The 17711-nt window shown below is 75.8% G+C and carries 16 protein-coding genes; 10 read left to right on the forward strand and 6 right to left on the reverse strand.

Features of this window, described 5'->3' with window-relative positions:
- Window positions 1-212 precede the first annotated feature (212 nt).
- The 4 genes from MUU72_RS10125 (at window position 213) to MUU72_RS10140 (ending at window position 5913) form a co-directional block, all read left to right on the forward strand.
- Window positions 213-2399 (forward strand): acyl-CoA dehydrogenase family protein, encoded by a 2187-nt coding sequence (locus tag MUU72_RS10125; protein WP_248012842.1) that lies wholly within the window; start codon window positions 213-215, stop codon window positions 2397-2399.
- Between the two features lie 57 nt (window positions 2400-2456).
- Complete coding sequence (locus MUU72_RS10130) at window positions 2457-3662, forward strand: lipid-transfer protein (RefSeq protein WP_248012843.1); 1206 nt, start codon at window positions 2457-2459, stop codon at window positions 3660-3662.
- 108 nt (window positions 3663-3770) lie between these two features.
- Window positions 3771-4304, forward strand: a complete 534-nt coding sequence (locus MUU72_RS10135; RefSeq protein ID WP_248012844.1) for a GNAT family N-acetyltransferase — start codon at window positions 3771-3773, stop codon at window positions 4302-4304.
- Window positions 4305-4470: 166 nt separating this feature from the next.
- Entirely contained in the window at window positions 4471-5913 is a 1443-nt protein-coding gene (locus MUU72_RS10140; RefSeq protein ID WP_248012845.1) for an MFS transporter, read from the forward strand.
- Window positions 5914-6042: 129 nt separating this feature from the next.
- Here MUU72_RS10140 and MUU72_RS10145 read toward each other — a convergent pair whose 3' ends face one another.
- From MUU72_RS10145 to MUU72_RS10160, 4 genes are all read right to left on the reverse strand, one after another.
- On the reverse strand, window positions 6043-6648 hold the full coding sequence (locus tag MUU72_RS10145) for a response regulator (protein WP_308403804.1): 606 nt from the start codon (window positions 6646-6648) through the stop codon (window positions 6043-6045).
- Window positions 6645-7904, reverse strand: a complete 1260-nt coding sequence (locus tag MUU72_RS10150; RefSeq protein ID WP_248012846.1) for a sensor histidine kinase — start codon at window positions 7902-7904, stop codon at window positions 6645-6647. Before MUU72_RS10150 ends, MUU72_RS10145 begins: the two co-directional genes overlap by 4 nt.
- An 81-nt stretch (window positions 7905-7985) precedes the next feature.
- The gene (locus tag MUU72_RS10155; protein ID WP_248012847.1) at window positions 7986-8705 is read right to left on the reverse strand and encodes an ABC transporter permease; all 720 of its coding nucleotides are present in this window, start codon (window positions 8703-8705) and stop codon (window positions 7986-7988) included.
- The gene (locus tag MUU72_RS10160) at window positions 8705-9658 is read right to left on the reverse strand and encodes an ABC transporter ATP-binding protein (protein ID WP_282503905.1); all 954 of its coding nucleotides are present in this window, start codon (window positions 9656-9658) and stop codon (window positions 8705-8707) included. The genes MUU72_RS10155 and MUU72_RS10160 overlap by 1 nt, the downstream gene beginning before the upstream one ends.
- Window positions 9659-10017: 359 nt before the next feature.
- Here MUU72_RS10160 and MUU72_RS10165 point away from each other — a divergent pair, with 359 nt between their 5' ends.
- The 3 genes from MUU72_RS10165 to MUU72_RS10175 all read left to right on the forward strand — a co-directional run bounded on the left by MUU72_RS10165 (window position 10018) and on the right by MUU72_RS10175 (window position 13069).
- Entirely contained in the window at window positions 10018-10914 is an 897-nt protein-coding gene (locus MUU72_RS10165; protein ID WP_248012848.1) for a MaoC/PaaZ C-terminal domain-containing protein, read from the forward strand.
- A 61-nt stretch (window positions 10915-10975) separates the two neighbouring features.
- Window positions 10976-12052 carry a Zn-dependent alcohol dehydrogenase gene (locus tag MUU72_RS10170; protein WP_248012849.1) on the forward strand — a complete coding sequence of 359 codons (1077 nt, stop codon included), beginning with the start codon at window positions 10976-10978 and terminating at the stop codon, window positions 12050-12052.
- A 75-nt stretch (window positions 12053-12127) separates the two neighbouring features.
- On the forward strand, window positions 12128-13069 hold the full coding sequence (locus MUU72_RS10175; RefSeq protein WP_248012850.1) for a 3-oxoacyl-ACP reductase: 942 nt from the start codon (window positions 12128-12130) through the stop codon (window positions 13067-13069).
- A gap of 88 nt (window positions 13070-13157) precedes the next feature.
- On the opposite strand, the gene MUU72_RS10180 is transcribed toward MUU72_RS10175, so the two are convergent.
- Together MUU72_RS10180 and MUU72_RS10185 are read right to left on the reverse strand one after the other, a co-directional pair.
- Complete coding sequence (locus tag MUU72_RS10180) at window positions 13158-13325, reverse strand: hypothetical protein (RefSeq protein ID WP_248012851.1); 168 nt, start codon at window positions 13323-13325, stop codon at window positions 13158-13160.
- Window positions 13326-13487: 162 nt separating this feature from the next.
- Window positions 13488-14723: a hypothetical protein gene (locus MUU72_RS10185; protein ID WP_248012852.1), complete on the reverse strand. Its 1236-nt coding sequence runs from the start codon at window positions 14721-14723 to the stop codon at window positions 13488-13490.
- A gap of 232 nt (window positions 14724-14955) precedes the next feature.
- Between MUU72_RS10185 and MUU72_RS10190 the strand changes: the two genes are divergently transcribed.
- From MUU72_RS10190 to MUU72_RS10200, 3 genes are all read left to right on the forward strand, one after another.
- On the forward strand, window positions 14956-15984 hold the full coding sequence (locus MUU72_RS10190; RefSeq protein ID WP_248012853.1) for an ABC transporter substrate-binding protein: 1029 nt from the start codon (window positions 14956-14958) through the stop codon (window positions 15982-15984).
- A 97-nt stretch (window positions 15985-16081) separates the two neighbouring features.
- On the forward strand, window positions 16082-16969 hold the full coding sequence (locus MUU72_RS10195) for a Nif3-like dinuclear metal center hexameric protein (RefSeq protein WP_248012854.1): 888 nt from the start codon (window positions 16082-16084) through the stop codon (window positions 16967-16969).
- Entirely contained in the window at window positions 16966-17709 is a 744-nt protein-coding gene (locus MUU72_RS10200; protein WP_248012965.1) for a zinc ribbon domain-containing protein, read from the forward strand. The genes MUU72_RS10195 and MUU72_RS10200 overlap by 4 nt, the downstream gene beginning before the upstream one ends.
- Window positions 17710-17711 lie beyond the last annotated feature (2 nt).

Consider the following 17711-nt stretch of genomic DNA (forward strand, 5'->3'; position numbering starts at 1 on the left):
GCCCGGAAAAGGCCCGCCGATAATCCCGCGGCCGGAGATACCCGGAAATGGCGGCGGGGCCGCGGGGAATTCACCGGATCGTTTCCGGGGTGCGGCCGGATCGTTTCCGGTGCCGGCCGGCCGCCGGGGAGGCGGCGGCCGGTGCCCGGGCCGCGGATCCGCCGCCCCGCTGACCTTCCGTCAGATTGAAACGTGTTCTACTCTGCACGGCCATGGGCATCGGAATCACGCAGGACCACCGTGACCTCGCGGAAGCGGCGCGTGGCTGGGCCGCGCGGACCGTACCGCCCGACGACGTGCGCGCACTGCTCGACGCCCCGCCCGCACCGGCCGGCCGCCCCGCCTTCTGGGCCGGGCTCGCCGCCCAGGGCCTGCTCGGCCCGCACCTCCCGGAGTCCGCCGGCGGGGGCGGCGGCGACCTGCTCGACCTCGCCGTCGTCCTGGAGGAGTTCGGCCGCGCCACGCTCCCGGGCCCCCACCTCCCCACCGTCCTCGCCGCCGAACTCCTGCACCGCGGCGGCGCGCCCGCCGACCTCGTACGGGCCCTGGCCACCGGTGAACGCACCGCCGCCGTCGCCCTCGGCACCGGCACCCTCACCGCCGCGGACGGCACCGGCGGCCCCGTCCTCGACGGCACCGCGCCCCCCGTCCTGGCCGGCGGCGACGCCGACCTGCTCGTCCTGGCCGCCCGGTCCGCCACCGGCCCGGTCTGGCTGGCCGTGGACGCCGCCGCGCTCACCGTCCGGGTCCAGGACAGCGCCGACCCCACCCGGCCGGTCGCCGAGGTCACCGCCGACCGCGTCCCGGTCCCCGCCGCCCGGCGCCTCGCGCTGGACGGCACCCTGGTCCGCGACCTCGCCGGGGTGCTGCTCGCCGCCGAGGCGTGCGGGACCGCCGCCTGGGCGGTGCGCACCGCCGCCGCGCACGCCGCGGTACGCGAGCAGTTCGGCCGCCCGATCGGCCAGTTCCAGGGCGTCAAACACCTCTGCGCCACCATGCTGGTCCGCTGCGAACAGGCCCGCGCCCTGGTCTGGGACGCCGCCCGGGCCGCCGGCGAACCGCCGGAGGTCCGCGGCCTGGCCGCCGCGCTGGCCACCGCGACCGCGCTGGACGCCGCCGTCGGCTGCGCCAAGGACTGCATCCAGGTCCTCGGCGGCATCGGCTTCACCTGGGAGCACGACGCCCACCTGCGACTGCGCCGGGCCGTCACCGCCCGCCAGCTGCTCGGCGGCCCGGACACCCACCGGCTGCGCGCCGCCGGGCTCGCGGCGGCCGGCGCCCGCCGTCCCCTGCGGCTGGAACTCCCCGCGGGCGCCGCGGAGTTCCGCGCCGGGGCCCGCGCCGCCGCCGACCGGGTCCGCGGCCTGGACCCGGCCGCCGCCCGCCGCGCCCTGGCCCCCACCGGCTACGCCGCACCCCACCTCCCCCCGCCCTACGGCCTGGGCGCCGGCCCCGTCGAACAGCTCGCCATCGGGCAGGAGCTGGCCGCCGCCGGTGTCCGGATCAGCGACCTGGGCATCGCCACCTGGGTGGTGCCCTCCCTCCTCGCGCACGGCACCGCCGAGCAGCAGGAGCGCTACCTCGCGCCCACGCTCCGCGGCGACCTGCGGTGGTGCCAGCTGTTCTCCGAACCGGAGGCCGGCTCGGACCTGGCGGCGCTGCGCACCCGCGCCGAACGCGCCGCCGACGGCACCTGGCGGGTCAATGGCCAGAAGGTGTGGACCTCGGCCGCCCGGGGCGCGCACCACGGCATCCTGCTCGCCCGCACCGACCCGGACGCGCCCAAGCACCGCGGCCTGACCTTCTTCCTCGTCGACATGGCGGCCCCGGGCATCGACGTCCGCCCGCTGAAGGAGATCACCGGCGACGCCCTCTTCAACGAGGTCTACCTCGACGACGTCCGGCTGCCGGCGGACGCGGTGGTCGGCGCGGTCGGCGACGGCTGGCGGGTGGCCCGCACCACCCTCGGCAACGAACGCGTCCACATGGCCGACCAGCTCTCCTTCGACACCGGCCTGGAGGCGCTGCTGGAGCGGACCGCCGGGCTGGACGGCGCGGTCCGGGCCCGGGTCGGCGCCCTGGCCGCGGAGGCGCACGCACTCGGCTGCCTCGGACTGCGCACCACGCTCCAGCAGGTCGCGGGCCAGGAGCCGGGCGCCGGCGCCAGCGTCCGCAAACTGGTGCAGACCCTTCACCAGCAGAATCTCGCCGACCTGGCCCTGGAACTGCTCGGCCCGGCCGGCGCGGTCCGCGAGGGCCCCGGCGCCCGGGCCCTGCACGGCTTCCTGATGTCCCGCTGCCTGACCATCGCCGGCGGCACCACCCAGGTCCAGCTGAACGTCATCGCCGAACGTCTCCTCGGCCTGCCCCGCGACCCCGAGCCCCGCCCGCTTTCCTGAACCGCGCCACCCCCGCACCGCCGCACCCGTTCCCGCCCCCACCCCTGGAGGATCCGCATGGCCGGCACGGCATACGTCATCGGCGTCGGCATGACCCGCTTCGAGAAACCGGAGACCACCGACCGGCCGTACTGGGACCTGGCCAGGGAGGCCGGCGGCGCGGCGCTCGCCGACGCCGGCATCGGCTACGACGCCGTCGAGCAGGTGCCGGCCGGCTTCTGCCACCTGCCGTCCACCGCCGGCCAGCGCGCCGTCTACGAACTGGGCCTGACCGGCGTCCCCGTCTACAACGTGAACAACAACTGCGCCACCGGCGCCACCGCGCTGATGCTCGCCCGGCAGTTCGTCGCCTCCGGGCTCAACGACTGCGCCCTGGCGCTGGGCTTCGAGAAGATGAAGCGCGGTGCGCTGGGGGCCGGGGCGGACGGCGGAGCCGCCGGTGCGGGCGGCGCCGCGTCGCCGGTCGCCCGGCACTACGGGGTGATGGCCGCGGCCCACGGCTTCGAGCGGACCCCGCCCACCGCCCAGATCTTCGGCAACGCCGCCCGCGAGCACATGGCGCGGTACGGCACGACCGCCGAGCAGCTGGCGATGGTGGGCGCCAAGAACCACCGGCACTCCGCACACAACCCCTACGCCCAGTTCCGGGACGTCTACACCGTCGAGGAGGTGCTCGCCGCCCGGACCATCCACCGGCCGCTGACCAAGCTCCAGTGCTCACCGACCTCCGACGGCGCCGCGGCGGCGGTCATCGCCTCCGAGCGCTTCGTCCGCGCCCACGGCCTGGCGGACCGCGCGGTGGAGATCGCCGCGCAGGCCATGACCACCGACACCGAGGAGAGCTTCGCCTCCGGTTCCTGCATCGACGTGGTCGGCGCCCCGATGACCCGCGCCGCGGCCCGGCAGGTCTACGCGGCCGGCGGCCTGGGCATCGAGGACGTCGACGTCATCGAGCTGCACGACTGCTTCTCGGTGAACGAGCTGCTGACGTACGAGGCGCTGGGGATGTGCGCGGCGGGGGAGTCGGGGAAGCTGATCGCCGACGGCGCCACCACGTACGGCGGCCGGTGGGTGGTCAACCCCTCCGGCGGCCTGATCTCCAAGGGCCACCCGCTGGGCGCCACCGGGCTGGCCCAGACCGCCGAACTGGTCTGGCAGCTGCGCGGCACGGCCGGCGCCCGCCAGGTCCCCGGCGCCCGCGTCGCCCTGGCCCACAACATCGGCCTGGGCGGCGCGGCGGTGGTGACCCTCTTCCGCCGGTGAGCCGGTGAGCCGGTGAGCCGGGGCCGGGGCGGCGGCCGGGCCGCGCGGAGACGCCCCGGGCGGGAGCCGGTTGCCGGGGCGGCCCCCGCCTTCGGCAGGATGGGTGCCATGACCGAGATCCGCACCCCCCGCCTCCTGCTCCGACGCTGGTACGACGACGACCTCGTTCCGATGGCCGACATCAACGCGGACCCGCGGGCCATGCGCTGGGTCGGCGACGGCTCGGTGCGGGACCTGGACCAGACGGCCGAGGCCATCGAGCGGTGGGAGGAGGAGTGGGACGAGGAGGGTTTCGGGCTCTTCGCCGTCGAACTGCTCGCCTCCGGGGAACTGGCCGGCTTCACGGGCCTGTCCGTGCCCGGTTTCCTGCCGGAGGCAGGCGCCGCCGTGGCGATCAGCTGGCGGCTCGGCCCGCAGTTCTGGGGGCAGGGGTACGCGTCCGAAGCCGCCCAGGCCACGCTGGAGTTCGCGCTCCAGGACCGCGGCCTCGACCGCGTCATCAGCATCAGCCGGGTGGGCGACACGGCCTCCGAGAACGTCATCCGCAAGCTCGGCATGGTGCCGGAGCGCGAGACGGCGCACCCCGTCCACGGCTTTCCGCTCCGCGTGCACACCATCGACCTCACCGAGTACCAGGGGTGAACCCGCCGCGCCCGCGCGCGGCGGGAGTGCCCCGGCGCGAGGTGGCCGGCGGCGGGCGCCGGGGCGGACACCCCCTCCCGCCCCGCCTACGCCCTCCGGCCTAGGACCGGCGTAGATGCCGGATGCACCGATATCCCGATGCGGCGGGTGAGCGGGCGGTGCGAGCATGGCCGGCATGCCCCCGATAGCCGCTTCCTCCACGCTGTCCGCGACCGCGCGCCGGACGGCCGCACCGGCCTGGCTGGTGATGCTGCTGGTCTGCGCCGGTCAGTTCCTGGTCGTCCTGGACGTCTCCGTGGTGAACGTGGCGCTGCCCGCCATGCGCTCCGGACTGCACCTGTCCGAACTCGGCCTCCAGTGGATCGTCAACGCCTACGTGATCACGTTCGCCGGCTTCATGCTGCTCGGCGGCCGGGCCGCGGACCTCTTCGGCCGGAAGCGGATCTTCGTCCTGGGGCTGGCGCTGTTCACCGTCGCCAGCCTGGCCGGGGGGCTCGCCCAGCAGCCGTGGCAGCTGATCGCGGCCCGGACCGTCCAGGGCGTGGGCGCCGCGGTGCTCTCCCCGGCCACCCTGACCATCCTGACCACGTCGTTCCCGGCCGGTCCGGCCCGTACGCGGGCGATCGCGACCTGGACGGCGGTCGGCGCGGGCGGCGGTGCGGTGGGCGGGCTGGTCGGCGGGGTGCTGACCGAGTTCCTGACGTGGCGGTGGGTGCTGCTGATCAACGTGCCGGTGGGCGCGCTGGTGCTGGCCGGTGCGGCGCGGTGGCTCGCCGAGAGCCGGCAGGGCGCCGCGCGCCGGCTGGACGTCCCCGGCGCGCTGCTGGTGACCGGCGGGCTCGGCCTGGTCGCGTACGGCATCGTGCAGACCGAGACGCACGGCTGGCTGTCGGCGGCGGCGCTGCTGCCGCTGGCCGCCGGGCTGGCGGTGGTCGCGGCGTTCGTCGCCGTCGAGGCGCGGACCAGGGCGCCGCTGATGCCGCTGGGGCTGTTCCGGCTGAGGTCGGTCTCCTCGGCGAACGCGGCGATGGTGCTGGCCGGCGCCGCGATGTTCTCGATGTGGTACTTCCTCTCCCTCTACATGCAGAACGTGCTCTCCTACACGCCACTTCAGGCCGGGCTGTCCTTCCTGCCGCACTCGCTGTGCATCGTGCTCGGCTCGAAGGCCGCGCCCCGGCTGATGCACCGGGTGGGCGCCAAGCCGCTGGCGGTCTGCGGCGCGGTGATCTCCCTGGCCGGGATGGCCTGGCAGTCCACGATGACCGCCGACGGGACGTATCCGACCACGCTCCTCGGCCCGGGCGTCCTGATGGCGCTGGGCGCCGGGCTGACCGCGACGCCGGTCGCCGCCATCGCCACCTCCGGCGCCGACCCGGCCGACCAGGGGCTGGTCTCCGGGCTGATCAACACCTCGCGGCAGATGGGCGGGGCGCTGGGCCTGTCGGTGCTCTCCACCGTCGCCGCCGCGCGGGTCGCCGGTGACCACGGCCCGGCGACGCTGGCCGCGGGCTACGGCACCGCCTTCCTGGTCGGCGCGATGGTGCTGGTCACCAGCATCGCGCTGATGCTGCTCGCGCTGCCGCGCGGGCGCACCGGCGGGCAGAGCTGAGGCCCCGGCAGGGCTCAACCCCCCGGGCAGGGATGAGCGCCCGGTACGGCTGAGCACGGGCCGCGCGCCCGGGGCAGGGCCGGGCGGCGGGCGGCACCCCCGTGTCCGCCCGCCGCCCGCGTCGCGCCGCTACAGCCAGCCGTTGCGGCGGGCCGCGCGGACGGCCTCCATGCGGTTGCGGGTGCCGGTCTTGCCGATGGCGGCCGACAGGTAGTTGCGGACGGTGGCCTGGGACAGGCTCAGCCGGGCGGCGATGTCGGCGACCGTCGCGCCGTCCACGGCCGCGGTCAGGACGTCGCGTTCGCGCGGGGTCAGCGGGTTCGGACCGGCGCTCAGGGCCGCGGCGGCCAGCCCGGCGTCGATCACCCGCTCGCCGGCCAGCACCCGCCGGACCGCCGCCGCCAGATCCTCCACCGGGCCGTCCTTCACGAGGAAGCCGGACGCCCCGGCCTCCATGGCGCGCCGCAGATAGCCCGGCCGCCCGAACGTCGTCACGATCAGCACCTTGCACGACGGCAGCCGCTCGCGCAGGTCGGCGGCGGCGTCCAGCCCGCTGCGGCCGGGGAGTTCGATGTCCAGCAGGGCGACGTCGGGCCGGGTCTCCAGCGCGGCCGCGACGATCCGGTCCCCGGCCGCGACCTGCGACACCACCTCCATGTCCGGCTCCAGGCCGAGCAGCAGGGCCAGCGCGCCCCGCATCATCCCCTGGTCCTCGGCCAGCAGCAGCCTGATCACCGGGCCCCCTCCTCCACGTCCGCCAGATCGCCCGCGCCCACCGGGAGTTCGGCGGTCACGCGGAAGCCGCGCCGGCCGTCGGGGCCGTGGCGCAGCGTGCCGCCCGCCGCGGCCAGCCGCTCGGCCAGCCCCGCAAGGCCCGTACCGCCGGCCGTTTCGGTGGCGGTGCCGGGCCGCGCGCAGGCATCGCCCGCGCGGGCCGCACCGGAGCCTACGGGACCCCGGCCGTCGTCCGTGAGCGTCAGCCGCACCCGGTCCTCGTCGGCCCGCACCTCGATCTCGCAGCGGGTGGCGCCGCTGTGCCGGACGGTGTTGGTGACGCCCTCGCGCACCACCCAGCCCAGCAGCGCCTCGGCCTGCGGCGGCAGCGGCGGCCCGGCCCGGCGCACCACCGGCTCGATGCCGGCGCCGTCCAGCGCCGAACGGGCCCGGTCCAGTTCGGTCGCCAGGCTGCCCTCGCGGTAGCCGCTGACCGCCTCCCGTATCTCGGTCAGCGCCTGCCGGCCGACCGCCTCGATGTCGGCGGCCTGGCCCAGCGCCGCGTCCAGGTCGCGCGGCGCCAGCCGGCGCACCGCCTCGGCCTTGACCACCACCACCGACAGGGTGTGGCCGAGCAGGTCGTGCAGGTCCCGGGAGAACCGCAGCCGCTCCTTCTCCACCGCGCTGCGGGCCAGCTCCTGGCGGGTGGCGCGCAGTTCGTGGACGGTGTCGAAGAGGCTGAGGACGGTGGCGGTGACCATGCCGGACAGGAACGTGCCGTAACCGACGCCGAACGAGCCCCAGGGCCCGTCGCCGTGCCAGCCGGAGAACACCCCGGCCCCGCCGCTGAGCGCGATCAGCCAGATGCCGAGCCGTTTGCCGCGCAGCGCCCGCACCGTGCCGGACGCCAGCGACAGCAGCGGGAAGAACAGGAACCACTCACCGCCGAAGCCGAGCGCCACGGCGAGGGTGACGGCGGTCAGCGCGGCCAGTGCGTACAGCGGGCGGCGGGTGTCGCGCAGCCGGGGGCTGAAGGCGGTGAAGATCACGGTGACGTAGAGGGCGTTGAAGGCCAGGAGTCCGGCGCCGGCCAGCCAGACGTTCCCGGACCGGCCCTGGAGGGTGCTGGAGAGCGCGCCGGTCTCCATCAGCATCCAGGGCAGGAAGGTGTACCGGCCGGGGCCCTTCTCCAGCCGCTCGGCGCCCTTCCCCCGCTCGCAGCCCCGCCCCCGCGCCGCGCCGCCGGGCGCCGCGTCCTCTTCGTTCCGCCGTGCCATCCGCTTCCCGCCGTTCCCCGCCCGCTGCCGATCCGTCCCGCCGGCCGTGCCGGCCGGTGCCGCCGGTGTGCGCATCGTGCCTCACACCGTCCGCGCGGCCCGCCGGTAGGCGTACGCCGCGTAACCGCCGAAGAGTGCCAGCCAGCCGGCCAGTACCGCCACCGTGGTCAGGGCCGGCGCCCCGCCGCGGGTGACGCTCAGGCCCAGCTCGGCGAAGCGGTTGGCGGGCGTCCAGGAGGAGAGCGCGCGCAGCCAGCCGGGGAACGCCCCGACCGGGAACCACAGGCCGCCGACGACCGAGAGCAGCAGCATGCAGCCGGTGTTGGCCAGCCCGGTGGCCTGCGCGGAGAGGCGGTAGCCGTTGCCGAGGCCGAGCAGGGTGAACGGGGCGGTGCCCAGCCACAGCAGCACGACCAGCGCGGCCCACTGCCAGGCGGCCAGCGCGACGCCGTTGACCACCGCGCCGGCCAGGAGCACCGCGCCGATGGCCGGCAGGACCGTGACCGCGCTGGTCAGCACCCGGCCGGCGATCACCTGGCGGGGGCTCAGCGGGAGGATCCGCAACTGCCGCAGCCAGCCCAGGCCCTTGTCCTCGGCGACGCCGTTGCCGGAGCCGAGCGCCGCGCCGAGCGCCCCGTACGCGGCGAGGCCGACCATGGCGGAGACCTTCCACTCGGTGCCGGCGCCGGCACCGAGGCGGGTGAACAGCAGGTACATCAGCACCGGCATCCCGAGGCCGAAGATGACATAACTCTTGTCGCGCAGCGCGCGGAGGATTTCCAGGCGGGCGTAGCCGAACATCACACGGTCTCCTTCGGGGCCGGGGCGGTCAGGGCGAGGAAGGCGTCCTCCAGCCCGGCGGGGGCGACCTGGAGGCCGCGGATCAGGTCGAGGCGGGCCAGCGCGCGGACGGTGGCGTCGGAGTCGGCGGTGCGCAGCAGGGCGCGGTCGCCGCGGATCTCGACCGCGCCGACCCCGGGCAGCGCGGCGAGCGGTTCGGTGGGCGCGCCGGAGAGGTCGAAGGAGACCAGGGCGCCGCCGGCCCGCCGCCGGAGGTCGGCGCCGCTGCCGTCGGCGGCGACCCGGCCGCGGTCGACGACCACGATGCGGTCGGCGAACTCGTCGGCCTCGGTGAGGTAGTGGGTGGAGAAGAGGACGGTGTTGCCGCGGCGGGCGTAGCCGCGCACGGAGTCCCAGAAGGCCCGCCGCGCCTCCACGTCCAGGGCCGCGGTGGGCTCGTCCAGCACCAGCAGCTCCGGATTGCCGGCCAGCGCGACGGCGAAGCGGACCCGCTGCGCCTGGCCGCCGGAGAGCCGGTCGATCCGCCGTCCGGCGAGCCCCCCGAGCCCGGCCAGCTCCAGCGCCTCGCCGACGTCCATCGGACGGGGGTGGGCGCCGGTGACGAAGGTGAGCAGCTCGCGGACGGTGACCCGGGGCACGGGCCGGCCCTCCTGGAGCATCGCGCCGACCCGGCCGGCCCGCACCGCGGCCTCCGGCGGGCCGCCGAACAGGCGCACCGTCCCGTCGGTGGGCGGCAGCAGGCCCAGCAGCAGGGCGAGGGTGGTGGATTTGCCCGCGCCGTTCCGCCCGAGGAGGGCCACCGTCTCGCCGGGGGCGATCCGCAGCGTCAGCCCGTCCACGGCCCGCACCGCGCCGTAACTCCGGGTGACCCCGCGGAACTCCACCGCGGCGCCCGCCGCTCCCGCCCCCGGCGCCCGCGACGGCGCCGGCACCGTCCCCGTCGTGCCTGCCATGACTGCCTCCCCGTGGTGCCGGCCGCATCCGTGCGCCGGGTCCCGTCCGCCGCGCCGGCCAGCCCGCCGCGGCCCTCCTGACATTACGGAGCGTCGCCGCCGGGCGGCAGAGCCGCATGTGTGCGGTTTCCCATGACAAATGTCATGGACCGGCGGGCCGGAAGCGGGCGGCGGCCATATCTGACGTCCCGTCAGGGGGTTCCGGGTGCGCCGCGCATCGGCTATACATGACTGCCATCGGCTAGAACGCGTTCTAGAAGTGTGCGACGCGGCCGCCGACCCGATACGACCCCGGCGCGGCCGACGGTGCGGACGGCCGGGCCGGGGTCTCCCACCGTGGTGAAGGAGCCAGCTCCCCGATGCCCATCGACGCCGCCAAGGCCACCTCCGCCGAGCCGCGGACCACCGAACTCGCCTGGGACCACAAGGACGTCCAGCTCTACCACCTCGGCATCGGGGCCGGCGCCGCCACCCCGGAGAAGCCGCACGCCGCCACCGACCCGGACGAACTCCGCTACACCCTGGAGCGCGCGCTGCACGTCCTGCCCAGCTTCGCCACCGTCGCGGGCGGCGGCATGGCGCTGGCCGGCGGGCTCTCCGCGCCCGGTATCGAGGTCGATCTCGCCGCCGTCCTGCACGGCGGCCAGACCGTCACGGTGCACCGCGCCCTCCCGGTGCGCGGTCGCGCCACCCAGACCTCCACCGTCCCCGCCGTCTACGACAAGGGCAAGGCGGCCGTCATCGTGCTGCGCTCCGAAGTCGCCGACGACGACGGGCCGTTGTGGACCTGCGACACCCAGATCTTCGTCCGCGGCGAGGGCGGCTTCGGCGGCGAGCGCGGCCCCTCGGTCCGCGGCGAACTCCCCGACCGCGCCCCGGACCTGACCACCGAACGCCGCATCCGCGCGGACCAGGCGCTGCTGTACCGGCTCTCCGGCGACTGGAACCCGCTGCACGCCGACCCCGAGTTCGCCGAGCTGGCCGGCTTCGACCGGCCGATCCTGCACGGGCTGTGCTCGTACGGGGTCGCGCTCAAGGCGGCGGTGGACCTCGCGCTGGACGGGGACGTGGCGCGGGTGCGGACGTACACCGCGCGGTTCGCCGGGGTGGCCTTCCCCGGGGAGACGCTGCGGATCCGGATCTGGCGGGAGGAGGAGGAGGCGGCCGGGGCGGGCGGCCGGCTCGTGGTGTCGGTCACCGCCGCGGACCGGGACGACGCCCCGGTGCTGGCGGACACCACCGTCGCGTACCGCTGACCGGACCGCCCCGCCGCCCTGCAACGCCCTGGGAGCCCCATCCGCGAGAGGAGCCGTAGCCATGCGCGCAGCCGTACAGCACGAGACGGGACGGGACAAGCTGGAGGTGCTCGACGACGTCGAGGCGGTGGGGTTCGGGCCCGGCCGGGTGCGGATCCGCATCCGCGCCACCGGGCTGTGCCACTCCGACCTGTCCGCGATGAGCGGGGTGCTGCCGCAGCCCGCGCCCTTCGTCCCCGGCCACGAGGGCGCCGGGGAGGTCCTCGACGTCGGCGACGGGGTCACCGGGCTGAGCCCCGGCGACCGGGTTCTGATGTGCTGGCTGCCGGCCTGCGGCAGCTGCCCGTCCTGCAAGCGCGGCCAGACGCACCTGTGCCTGGCCGGGTTCATGAACGCCGGCACGCCCAACTTCAAGCGCCCCGGCGGCGACGTCTTCGGCTTCGCGGGGACCGGCACGTTCGCCGAGGAGGTCGTGGTCGCCGCCCCCTGCGCCGTCCCGATCCCCGACGACGTGCCCTACGAGATCGCCGCGCTGATCGGCTGCGGCGTCACCACCGGGCTCGGCGCGGCCCTGAACACCGCCCGGGTGGAGGCCGGGTCCTCGGTCGCGGTGATCGGCTGCGGCGGCGTCGGCATCTCCGTCATCCAAGGGGCGCGGGTCAGCGGCGCGGCCCAGATCCTCGCCGTCGACCCGGTGCCGGCCCGCCGCGAGGCCGCGCTCCGCTTCGGCGCCACCGAAGCCGTCGCCCCCGAGGACCTCGCCGACGCCAAGGCCCGGATCACCGGCGGGGAGGGCTTCGACTACGTCTTCGAGGTCGTCGGCAAGTCCGCCACCGCCCGCACCGCCTACGAGACCACCCGGCGCGGCGGCACCCTCTGCGTGGTCGGCGCGGGCGCGATGGACGACACCTTCCAGGTCAACATGTTCGAGCTGTTCTTCGACGAGAAGCGGATCCTGCCCTCGCTCTACGGCGGCGCGGACGTGCTGCGCTCCTACGAGCGGGCGATCGCCCTGTGGCGGGCCGGCCGGATCGACCTGGAAGGGCTGATCACCCACCGGGTCCGGCTCGACGGCATCAACGACGCCCTGGACCAGATGCGGTCCGGCACCGCACTGCGCACCTGCATCGAGCTCTGACGGCCCGCCCCGGGCCGCCGACCGCACGGCCCCGGACGGCACCGCCCCACGGGACAGCAGCAGGAAAGGACACGCATGGCACAGCCACTCACCGGCCTGACCGCGATCGTCACCGGTGCCGGCCGCGGCCTGGGCCGGGCCGAGGCCCTGGAGCTCGCCCGCCTCGGCGCCCACGTCGTCGTCAACGACTTCGGCCGGCCCGGCAGGGACGGCTCGGGCGCCGCCTCGGCCGCCCCCGCCGAGGAGGTCGCCGAGGAGATCCGCGCGGCCGGCGGACGGGCCACCGTCCACACCGGCGACGTCGCCGACCACCAACAGGCCGCAGAGCTCGTGCGGTTGGCCGTCGACACCGGCGGCCGGCTGGACATCCTGGTCAACAACGCGGGCATCCTGCGCGACCGGATGGTGTTCTCGATGACCGAGGACGAGTGGGACTCGGTGATCCGCGTCCACCTCAAAGGCCACTTCAACACCACCCGCTTCGCGGCCGCCCACTGGCGCGCCCGCGCCAAGGAGACCGGCGCCCCGGTGCACGGCCGGATCGTCAACACCTCGTCCGAGGCGTTCCTCGCGGGCTCGGCAGGACAGCCCAACTACGCGGCGGCCAAAGGCGGCATCGTCGGCCTGACGACCTCCACGGCGCTGGCGCTGGCCAAGTACGGGGTGACCGCCAACGCCATCTGCCCGCGCGCCCGCACCCGGATGACCGAGGACGTCTTCGCCGGCTTCGCGGCCCCCGCGGACGGCCGGCCCGACCCGCTCGCGCCCGAGCACGTCGCCCCGCTGGTCGGCTACCTCGCCTCACCCGCCGCCGCCAGGATCAACGGCCAGCTGCTGGTCGTCCACGGCGGCATGGTGGCGATCGCCGAACGCCCCCGGATCGCCGCCCAGTTCGACACCGCCGAGGACTTCTTCAGCTACGAGGAGCTGGACGCCCTGCTCACCCCGTACTACGCCGACCGCCCGGCCCACGAGACCTTCGCGGCCCCCGAGGTGCTGGGCCTCAAGCACGGCTGACCGCCGCGGCGCGGACGCGGAAACGGCCGTGGCCGCCGCCCGCTGACGCGGTGCGGCGGCCACGGCCGCGGTCGCTGCCCGGACCCGCTCAGGCGGTCCGGACCTGCTGGTCCCTGCGGTGCCGCCCGTGCGCCGCGTCCTGCGTCTGCTCGGCGGCGGCGGCCGGACCGCGGTGCCTGCCGGAGCCTGCGGCCTCGGCCTGGGCGGCTGCCTCCTGGGGGCGCGCCTGGGTCGTGTCGGTTCGGGCTTCGGACATGGAAAGAGTCACTCCGTCAGATCGCTTGCAGCTGTACGCGTCGGGACGCCCCCGGCTCCCGCCGGGACGTGCCCCGTGCGGTGCCGTCGGTGGCCGGGTCAACCGGCTGCGCAGCCCCCCGCCCGGAATTCTAACGGGGCGGATATCCGCACTCCACCGCGCCTACCGGGCCGCGAGCGGCGCCTGTTGCAGGGGCACCGGCCTGCACAAGCGGGGATGCCCCGGGGCGCCGGACGGTTCCGCACCGGGGGCTTTCGGTTGTGCAGATGCTGTGGAGCAGGCGCCGTTATCGCCTGCTTCCCGGACAATTCCCGCGCCGTTTCCGGCCGTTCCCCGATCCGCCGCCGGGCCCGGTGCCGCGCCCTCCGCGGCCGGTCCCAGCGGTATGGCCATCCGCGCCACCCCGCACGGCACCGCCGCCGTCGCGTACGGCAGCAGCAGCTCCCCCTCCGGCGTCCACCGGCCGCTGCCCGCCAGCCAGCCGTCCGGGGCCGGGAACTGCGCGAGCCGCCGGTCCGCGGGCCGCCACACCCCCAGCCGGGTCCCGCCCGGCCCCTCCAGGCGGAAGGCCACCGCGCAGGTCTCCGGCGGCCGGGCCCGCCCCGGCTGGACCGCGAACGGCACCACCGCCATATCGGGCGCCCGCAGGCACTCCGGGAAGCGCACCGGGCGTGCGCTGCCCAGGACGCCCCAGCCCAGCCGGTCGTGGCCCGGCGCGTCCGACCGGACGAGCAGCAGCCCGCTGTCCGGATCGGCGAGCAGCAGCCGGTCCTCGCTCTCGTCGGTGATCTGGAGCAGCGGACTGATCTGCCCGCCGCGCGCCAGGTCGACCAGCACCGTCTTGGTGCGGCCGGCCAGTTCCCGGTCCAGGGCCAGCAGCCGCCCGCCGTGGTCCAGCCAGACGCCGCCGGTGCACCGCCCCGGCACCACCGCGACCCGCTCCGGACCGGCCGCGCCGCCGTGCACCAGCCACAGCCCGGTGGCCTCCGGGCCGGGCGTGAGCGCGTAGGCCAGCACGCCGTCCGGGGCGGGCGGCAGCAGCGTCAGCGCGTCCGCCGCGACCGCGCCCAGCAGCTCCTCCCGGGTGCCGGGCCCGGTGGGGGAGAGCAGGCTGACGGTGAAGCGGTCGGCGACCCGGCGCACGAGCACCACCCGGCCGTCCGCGAGCGGCAGCGGCGCGCTGTCCGGCTCCTCGGGCTGACAGCCCGCCAGCGGGACCGCGTACGGCTCCGGCCCGCCGATCGTCCAGCGCTCGGGGTACCAGCTGCCGGCGGCGTCGGCGTGCCGGGTGAGCCGGGCGGCGTACGAGCCGTCGGCGGCCAGGGTCAGCGCCGCGCGGGGCGGGCCGGCCGGGGCCGCGGGGTTCGCACCGGCACGGTGTTCGGCACAGATCGTCATCGGGTGCCACCTCCAGTGGAGGGACGTTAGTTTTCGCACTTCCGGCCGAACAGCGGCAGTTGCGGGTCTTCACGCATAAGGGTGGCGGTTGTCCGGTTCGCCGGTCCCGGGAGGGGTGGGTGTGCTTCGTGATTCAAGGATGCGTAAAGTTAGGTGGACCTAAGTTGCCGGTGGGCGGCACGGGGAGCTTCCCCGTGCCGCCCGCCGCCGCCCGTACGACCTGGAGTGACCGATGCCCCTTCGCCGCCGCGGCACCGCCGCCGCCCTCGCCCTCGCCGCCGCCGGCGCGCTCGCGCTCACCGGCTGCGGCACGTCCGGTGCGGACGGCGGCGACCGCGGCGCGGGCTCGAAGTCGGTGGCCCAGGGCGGCAAGGACTTCGGCAAGGCCGCCGACGCGACCGCGAAGATGGGCACCGACGCGGCCCCGGGCCGATTTCCGCGCACCATCCGGCACGCGATGGGCACCACCACCCTCCCGGCCGCCCCCCGGCGCGTGGTCGTCCTCGACGTCGGCGAACTGGACAACGTCGTCTCGCTCGGCATCAAGCCGGTCGGCTACGCCCCCACCGAGGGCGACGCCGCCCTCCCCGGCTACCTCGCCGCCAAGGCCGGCCACCCCAAGAGCGTCGGCACGGTCAACGGCCTCAACCTGGAGGCCGTCAACGCCCTCAAGCCCGACCTCATCCTGGGCAGCAAGCTGCGCGCCGAGAAGCAGTACCGGCAGCTCAGCAAGATCGCCCCGACCGTCTTCTCGATCCGTCCCGGCTTCACCTGGAAGCAGAACTACCTGCTCAACGCCGCCGCCCTGGACCGGACCGCGCAGGCCGAGAGCCAACTGGCCGCCTACGAGGCCAAGGCGAGGAAGCTCGGCGCGGACCTCGGCCCGAAGAAGCCGACGGTGACGATGCTGCGCTACATGCCGCAGTTCACCCGCCTCTACGCCCAGCGCTCCTTCATCGGCACCATCCTCCAGGACGTCGGCCTGCCGCGCCCCGCCAACCAGCGGGCCGACGACCTCGCCGTCGAGGTCAGCCCGGAGAACATCGGCCAGGCCGACGCCGACTGGATCTTCACCGGCGTCTACGGCGACCCGAAGTCCACCAAGCGCGACACCGCCGAGCAGAACCCGCTCTGGAAGAACCTCCGGGCGGTCAAGGCCGGCCACGCCAGGAACGTCAGCGACGAGACCTGGTACCTCGGCCTCGGTGTCACCGCGGCCGACCGGGTCCTGGACGACCTGCGCGGCTTCCTCGTCCCGTAGGGCTCCGCCCGCACCCCGGCCGGCTCCGGCCGCCACCTCGGCCCGGGGCCGACCGCGGCCCGGCACGCGGGCGCGGGGGAGAGGTAACCTTCCCCCCGTGCCCGCACTGTCTGAAGTCCTCGCCGCGCTCGACACCCTCTGGCCCCCCGAGCGGGCCGAAGGATGGGACGCCGTCGGCACCGTCTGCGGCGACCCCGGCGCCGAGGTCGGCCGGGTGCTGTTCGCCGTCGACCCGGTCCAGGAGATCGCCGACGAGGCGGTCCGGCTCGGCGCCGACCTCCTCGTCACCCACCACCCGCTCTACCTGCGCGGGACGACCACGGTCGCGGCATCCACCTTCAAGGGCAAGGTGGTGCACACCCTCATCAAGCACGACATCGCCCTGCACGTCGCGCACACCAACGCCGACACCGCCGACCCCGGCGTCTCGGACGCCCTGGCCGGCGCGCTGGACCTGCGGATCCTGCGCCCCCTGGTGCCGGACGCGAGCGACCCGGCCGGCCGCCGCGGCCTGGGCCGGATCTGCGAACTCCCGCACCCGATGACGCTGGCCGAGCTGACCGCGTACGCCGCCGCCCGCCTGCCCGCCACCGCGCAGGGCGTCCGGGCGGCCGGCGACCCGGACCGCGAGATCCGCACCCTGGCGGTCTCCGGCGGCTCCGGCGACAGCCTCTTCGGCGACGTACGGGCGGCCGGCGTGGACGCGTTCCTCACCGCCGACCTGCGCCACCACCCGGCCTCCGAGGCCACCCAGACCGCCGGTCAGGACACCCCGCCGGCGCTGCTGGACGCGGCCCACTGGGCCACCGAATGGCCGTGGTGCGAGCAGGCCGCGGCCCAGCTCGACGCGGTCTCCGACCGGCACGGCTGGGGACTGCGCACGCACGTCTCCCGCACGGTCACCGACCCCTGGACCGCCCACGCGGCGTCCGCCCCGCTCACCAGCCCCCCGGAAAATACCCACACCACAGGAGCCCCCCGCTGAACGCCGCGCCCGCCGACCAGATCCGCCTCCTGGACGTCCAGAACCTCGACGTCCGGCTCACCCAGCTCGCGCACCGGCGCAAGAACCTCCCCGAGCTGGCCGAGCTCCAGACCCTGGAGTCCGACCTCACCCAGCAGCGCGATCTGCTCGTCGCCGCGCAGACCGAGGAGAGCGACACCAGCCGCGAGCAGACCAAGGCGGAGCAGGACGTCGACCAGGTCCGCCAGCGCGCCGCCCGCGACCAGAAGCGCCTCGACTCCGGCGCCGTGACCTCCCCCAAGGACCTGGAGAGCCTCCAGCGCGAACTGGCCTCGCTGGCCAAGCGCCAGGCCGACCTGGAGGACGTCGTCCTGGAGGTCATGGAGCGCCGCGAGGCCGCCCAGGAGCGGGTCCGCGAGCTGACCGACCGGCTCGCGGCCATCCAGGCCAAGGCGGACGACGCCACCGCCCGCCGGGACGCCGCCTACGCCGAGATCGACGCCGAGGCCGCCACGGTCACCAAGGAGCGCGAACTGACCGTCGCCGACATCCCCGAGGCGCTGGTCACGCTCTACGACCGGATCCGCGCCAAGGAAGGCGGGGTCGGCGCCGCGCGCCTCTACCAGCGCCGCTGCGAGGGCTGCCGCCTGGAGCTGAACATCACCGAGCTGAACGAGGTCCGGGCGGCCGCCGCCGACGCCGTCGTCCGCTGCGAGAACTGCGGCCGCATCCTGGTCCGCACGCCCGACTCGGGGCTGTAGGC

Source organism: Streptomyces rhizoryzae (genome assembly GCF_023155275.1).
Lineage (GTDB): Bacteria > Actinomycetota > Actinomycetes > Streptomycetales > Streptomycetaceae > Streptomyces > Streptomyces rhizoryzae.

Bases quoted from the DNA above. Each gene is read 5' to 3' on its own strand.
- MUU72_RS10130 (WP_248012843.1), top strand. From the start codon at position 2,457: ATGGCCGGCACGGCATACGTCATCGGCGTCGGCATGACCCGCTTCGAG.
- MUU72_RS10170 (WP_248012849.1), top strand. From the start codon at position 10,976: ATGCGCGCAGCCGTACAGCACGAGACGGGACGGGACAAGCTGGAGGTG.
- MUU72_RS10185 (WP_248012852.1), bottom strand. From the start codon at position 14,723: ATGACGATCTGTGCCGAACACCGTGCCGGTGCGAACCCCGCGGCCCCG.
- MUU72_RS10140 (WP_248012845.1), top strand. From the start codon at position 4,471: ATGGCCGGCATGCCCCCGATAGCCGCTTCCTCCACGCTGTCCGCGACC.
- MUU72_RS10190 (WP_248012853.1), top strand. From the start codon at position 14,956: ATGCCCCTTCGCCGCCGCGGCACCGCCGCCGCCCTCGCCCTCGCCGCC.
- MUU72_RS10160 (WP_282503905.1), bottom strand. From the start codon at position 9,658: ATGGCAGGCACGACGGGGACGGTGCCGGCGCCGTCGCGGGCGCCGGGG.
- MUU72_RS10155 (WP_248012847.1), bottom strand. From the start codon at position 8,705: ATGTTCGGCTACGCCCGCCTGGAAATCCTCCGCGCGCTGCGCGACAAG.
- MUU72_RS10125 (WP_248012842.1), top strand. From the start codon at position 213: ATGGGCATCGGAATCACGCAGGACCACCGTGACCTCGCGGAAGCGGCG.
- MUU72_RS10165 (WP_248012848.1), top strand. From the start codon at position 10,018: ATGCCCATCGACGCCGCCAAGGCCACCTCCGCCGAGCCGCGGACCACC.
- MUU72_RS10175 (WP_248012850.1), top strand. From the start codon at position 12,128: ATGGCACAGCCACTCACCGGCCTGACCGCGATCGTCACCGGTGCCGGC.
- MUU72_RS10150 (WP_248012846.1), bottom strand. From the start codon at position 7,904: ATGGCACGGCGGAACGAAGAGGACGCGGCGCCCGGCGGCGCGGCGCGG.
- MUU72_RS10135 (WP_248012844.1), top strand. From the start codon at position 3,771: ATGACCGAGATCCGCACCCCCCGCCTCCTGCTCCGACGCTGGTACGAC.
- MUU72_RS10180 (WP_248012851.1), bottom strand. From the start codon at position 13,325: ATGTCCGAAGCCCGAACCGACACGACCCAGGCGCGCCCCCAGGAGGCA.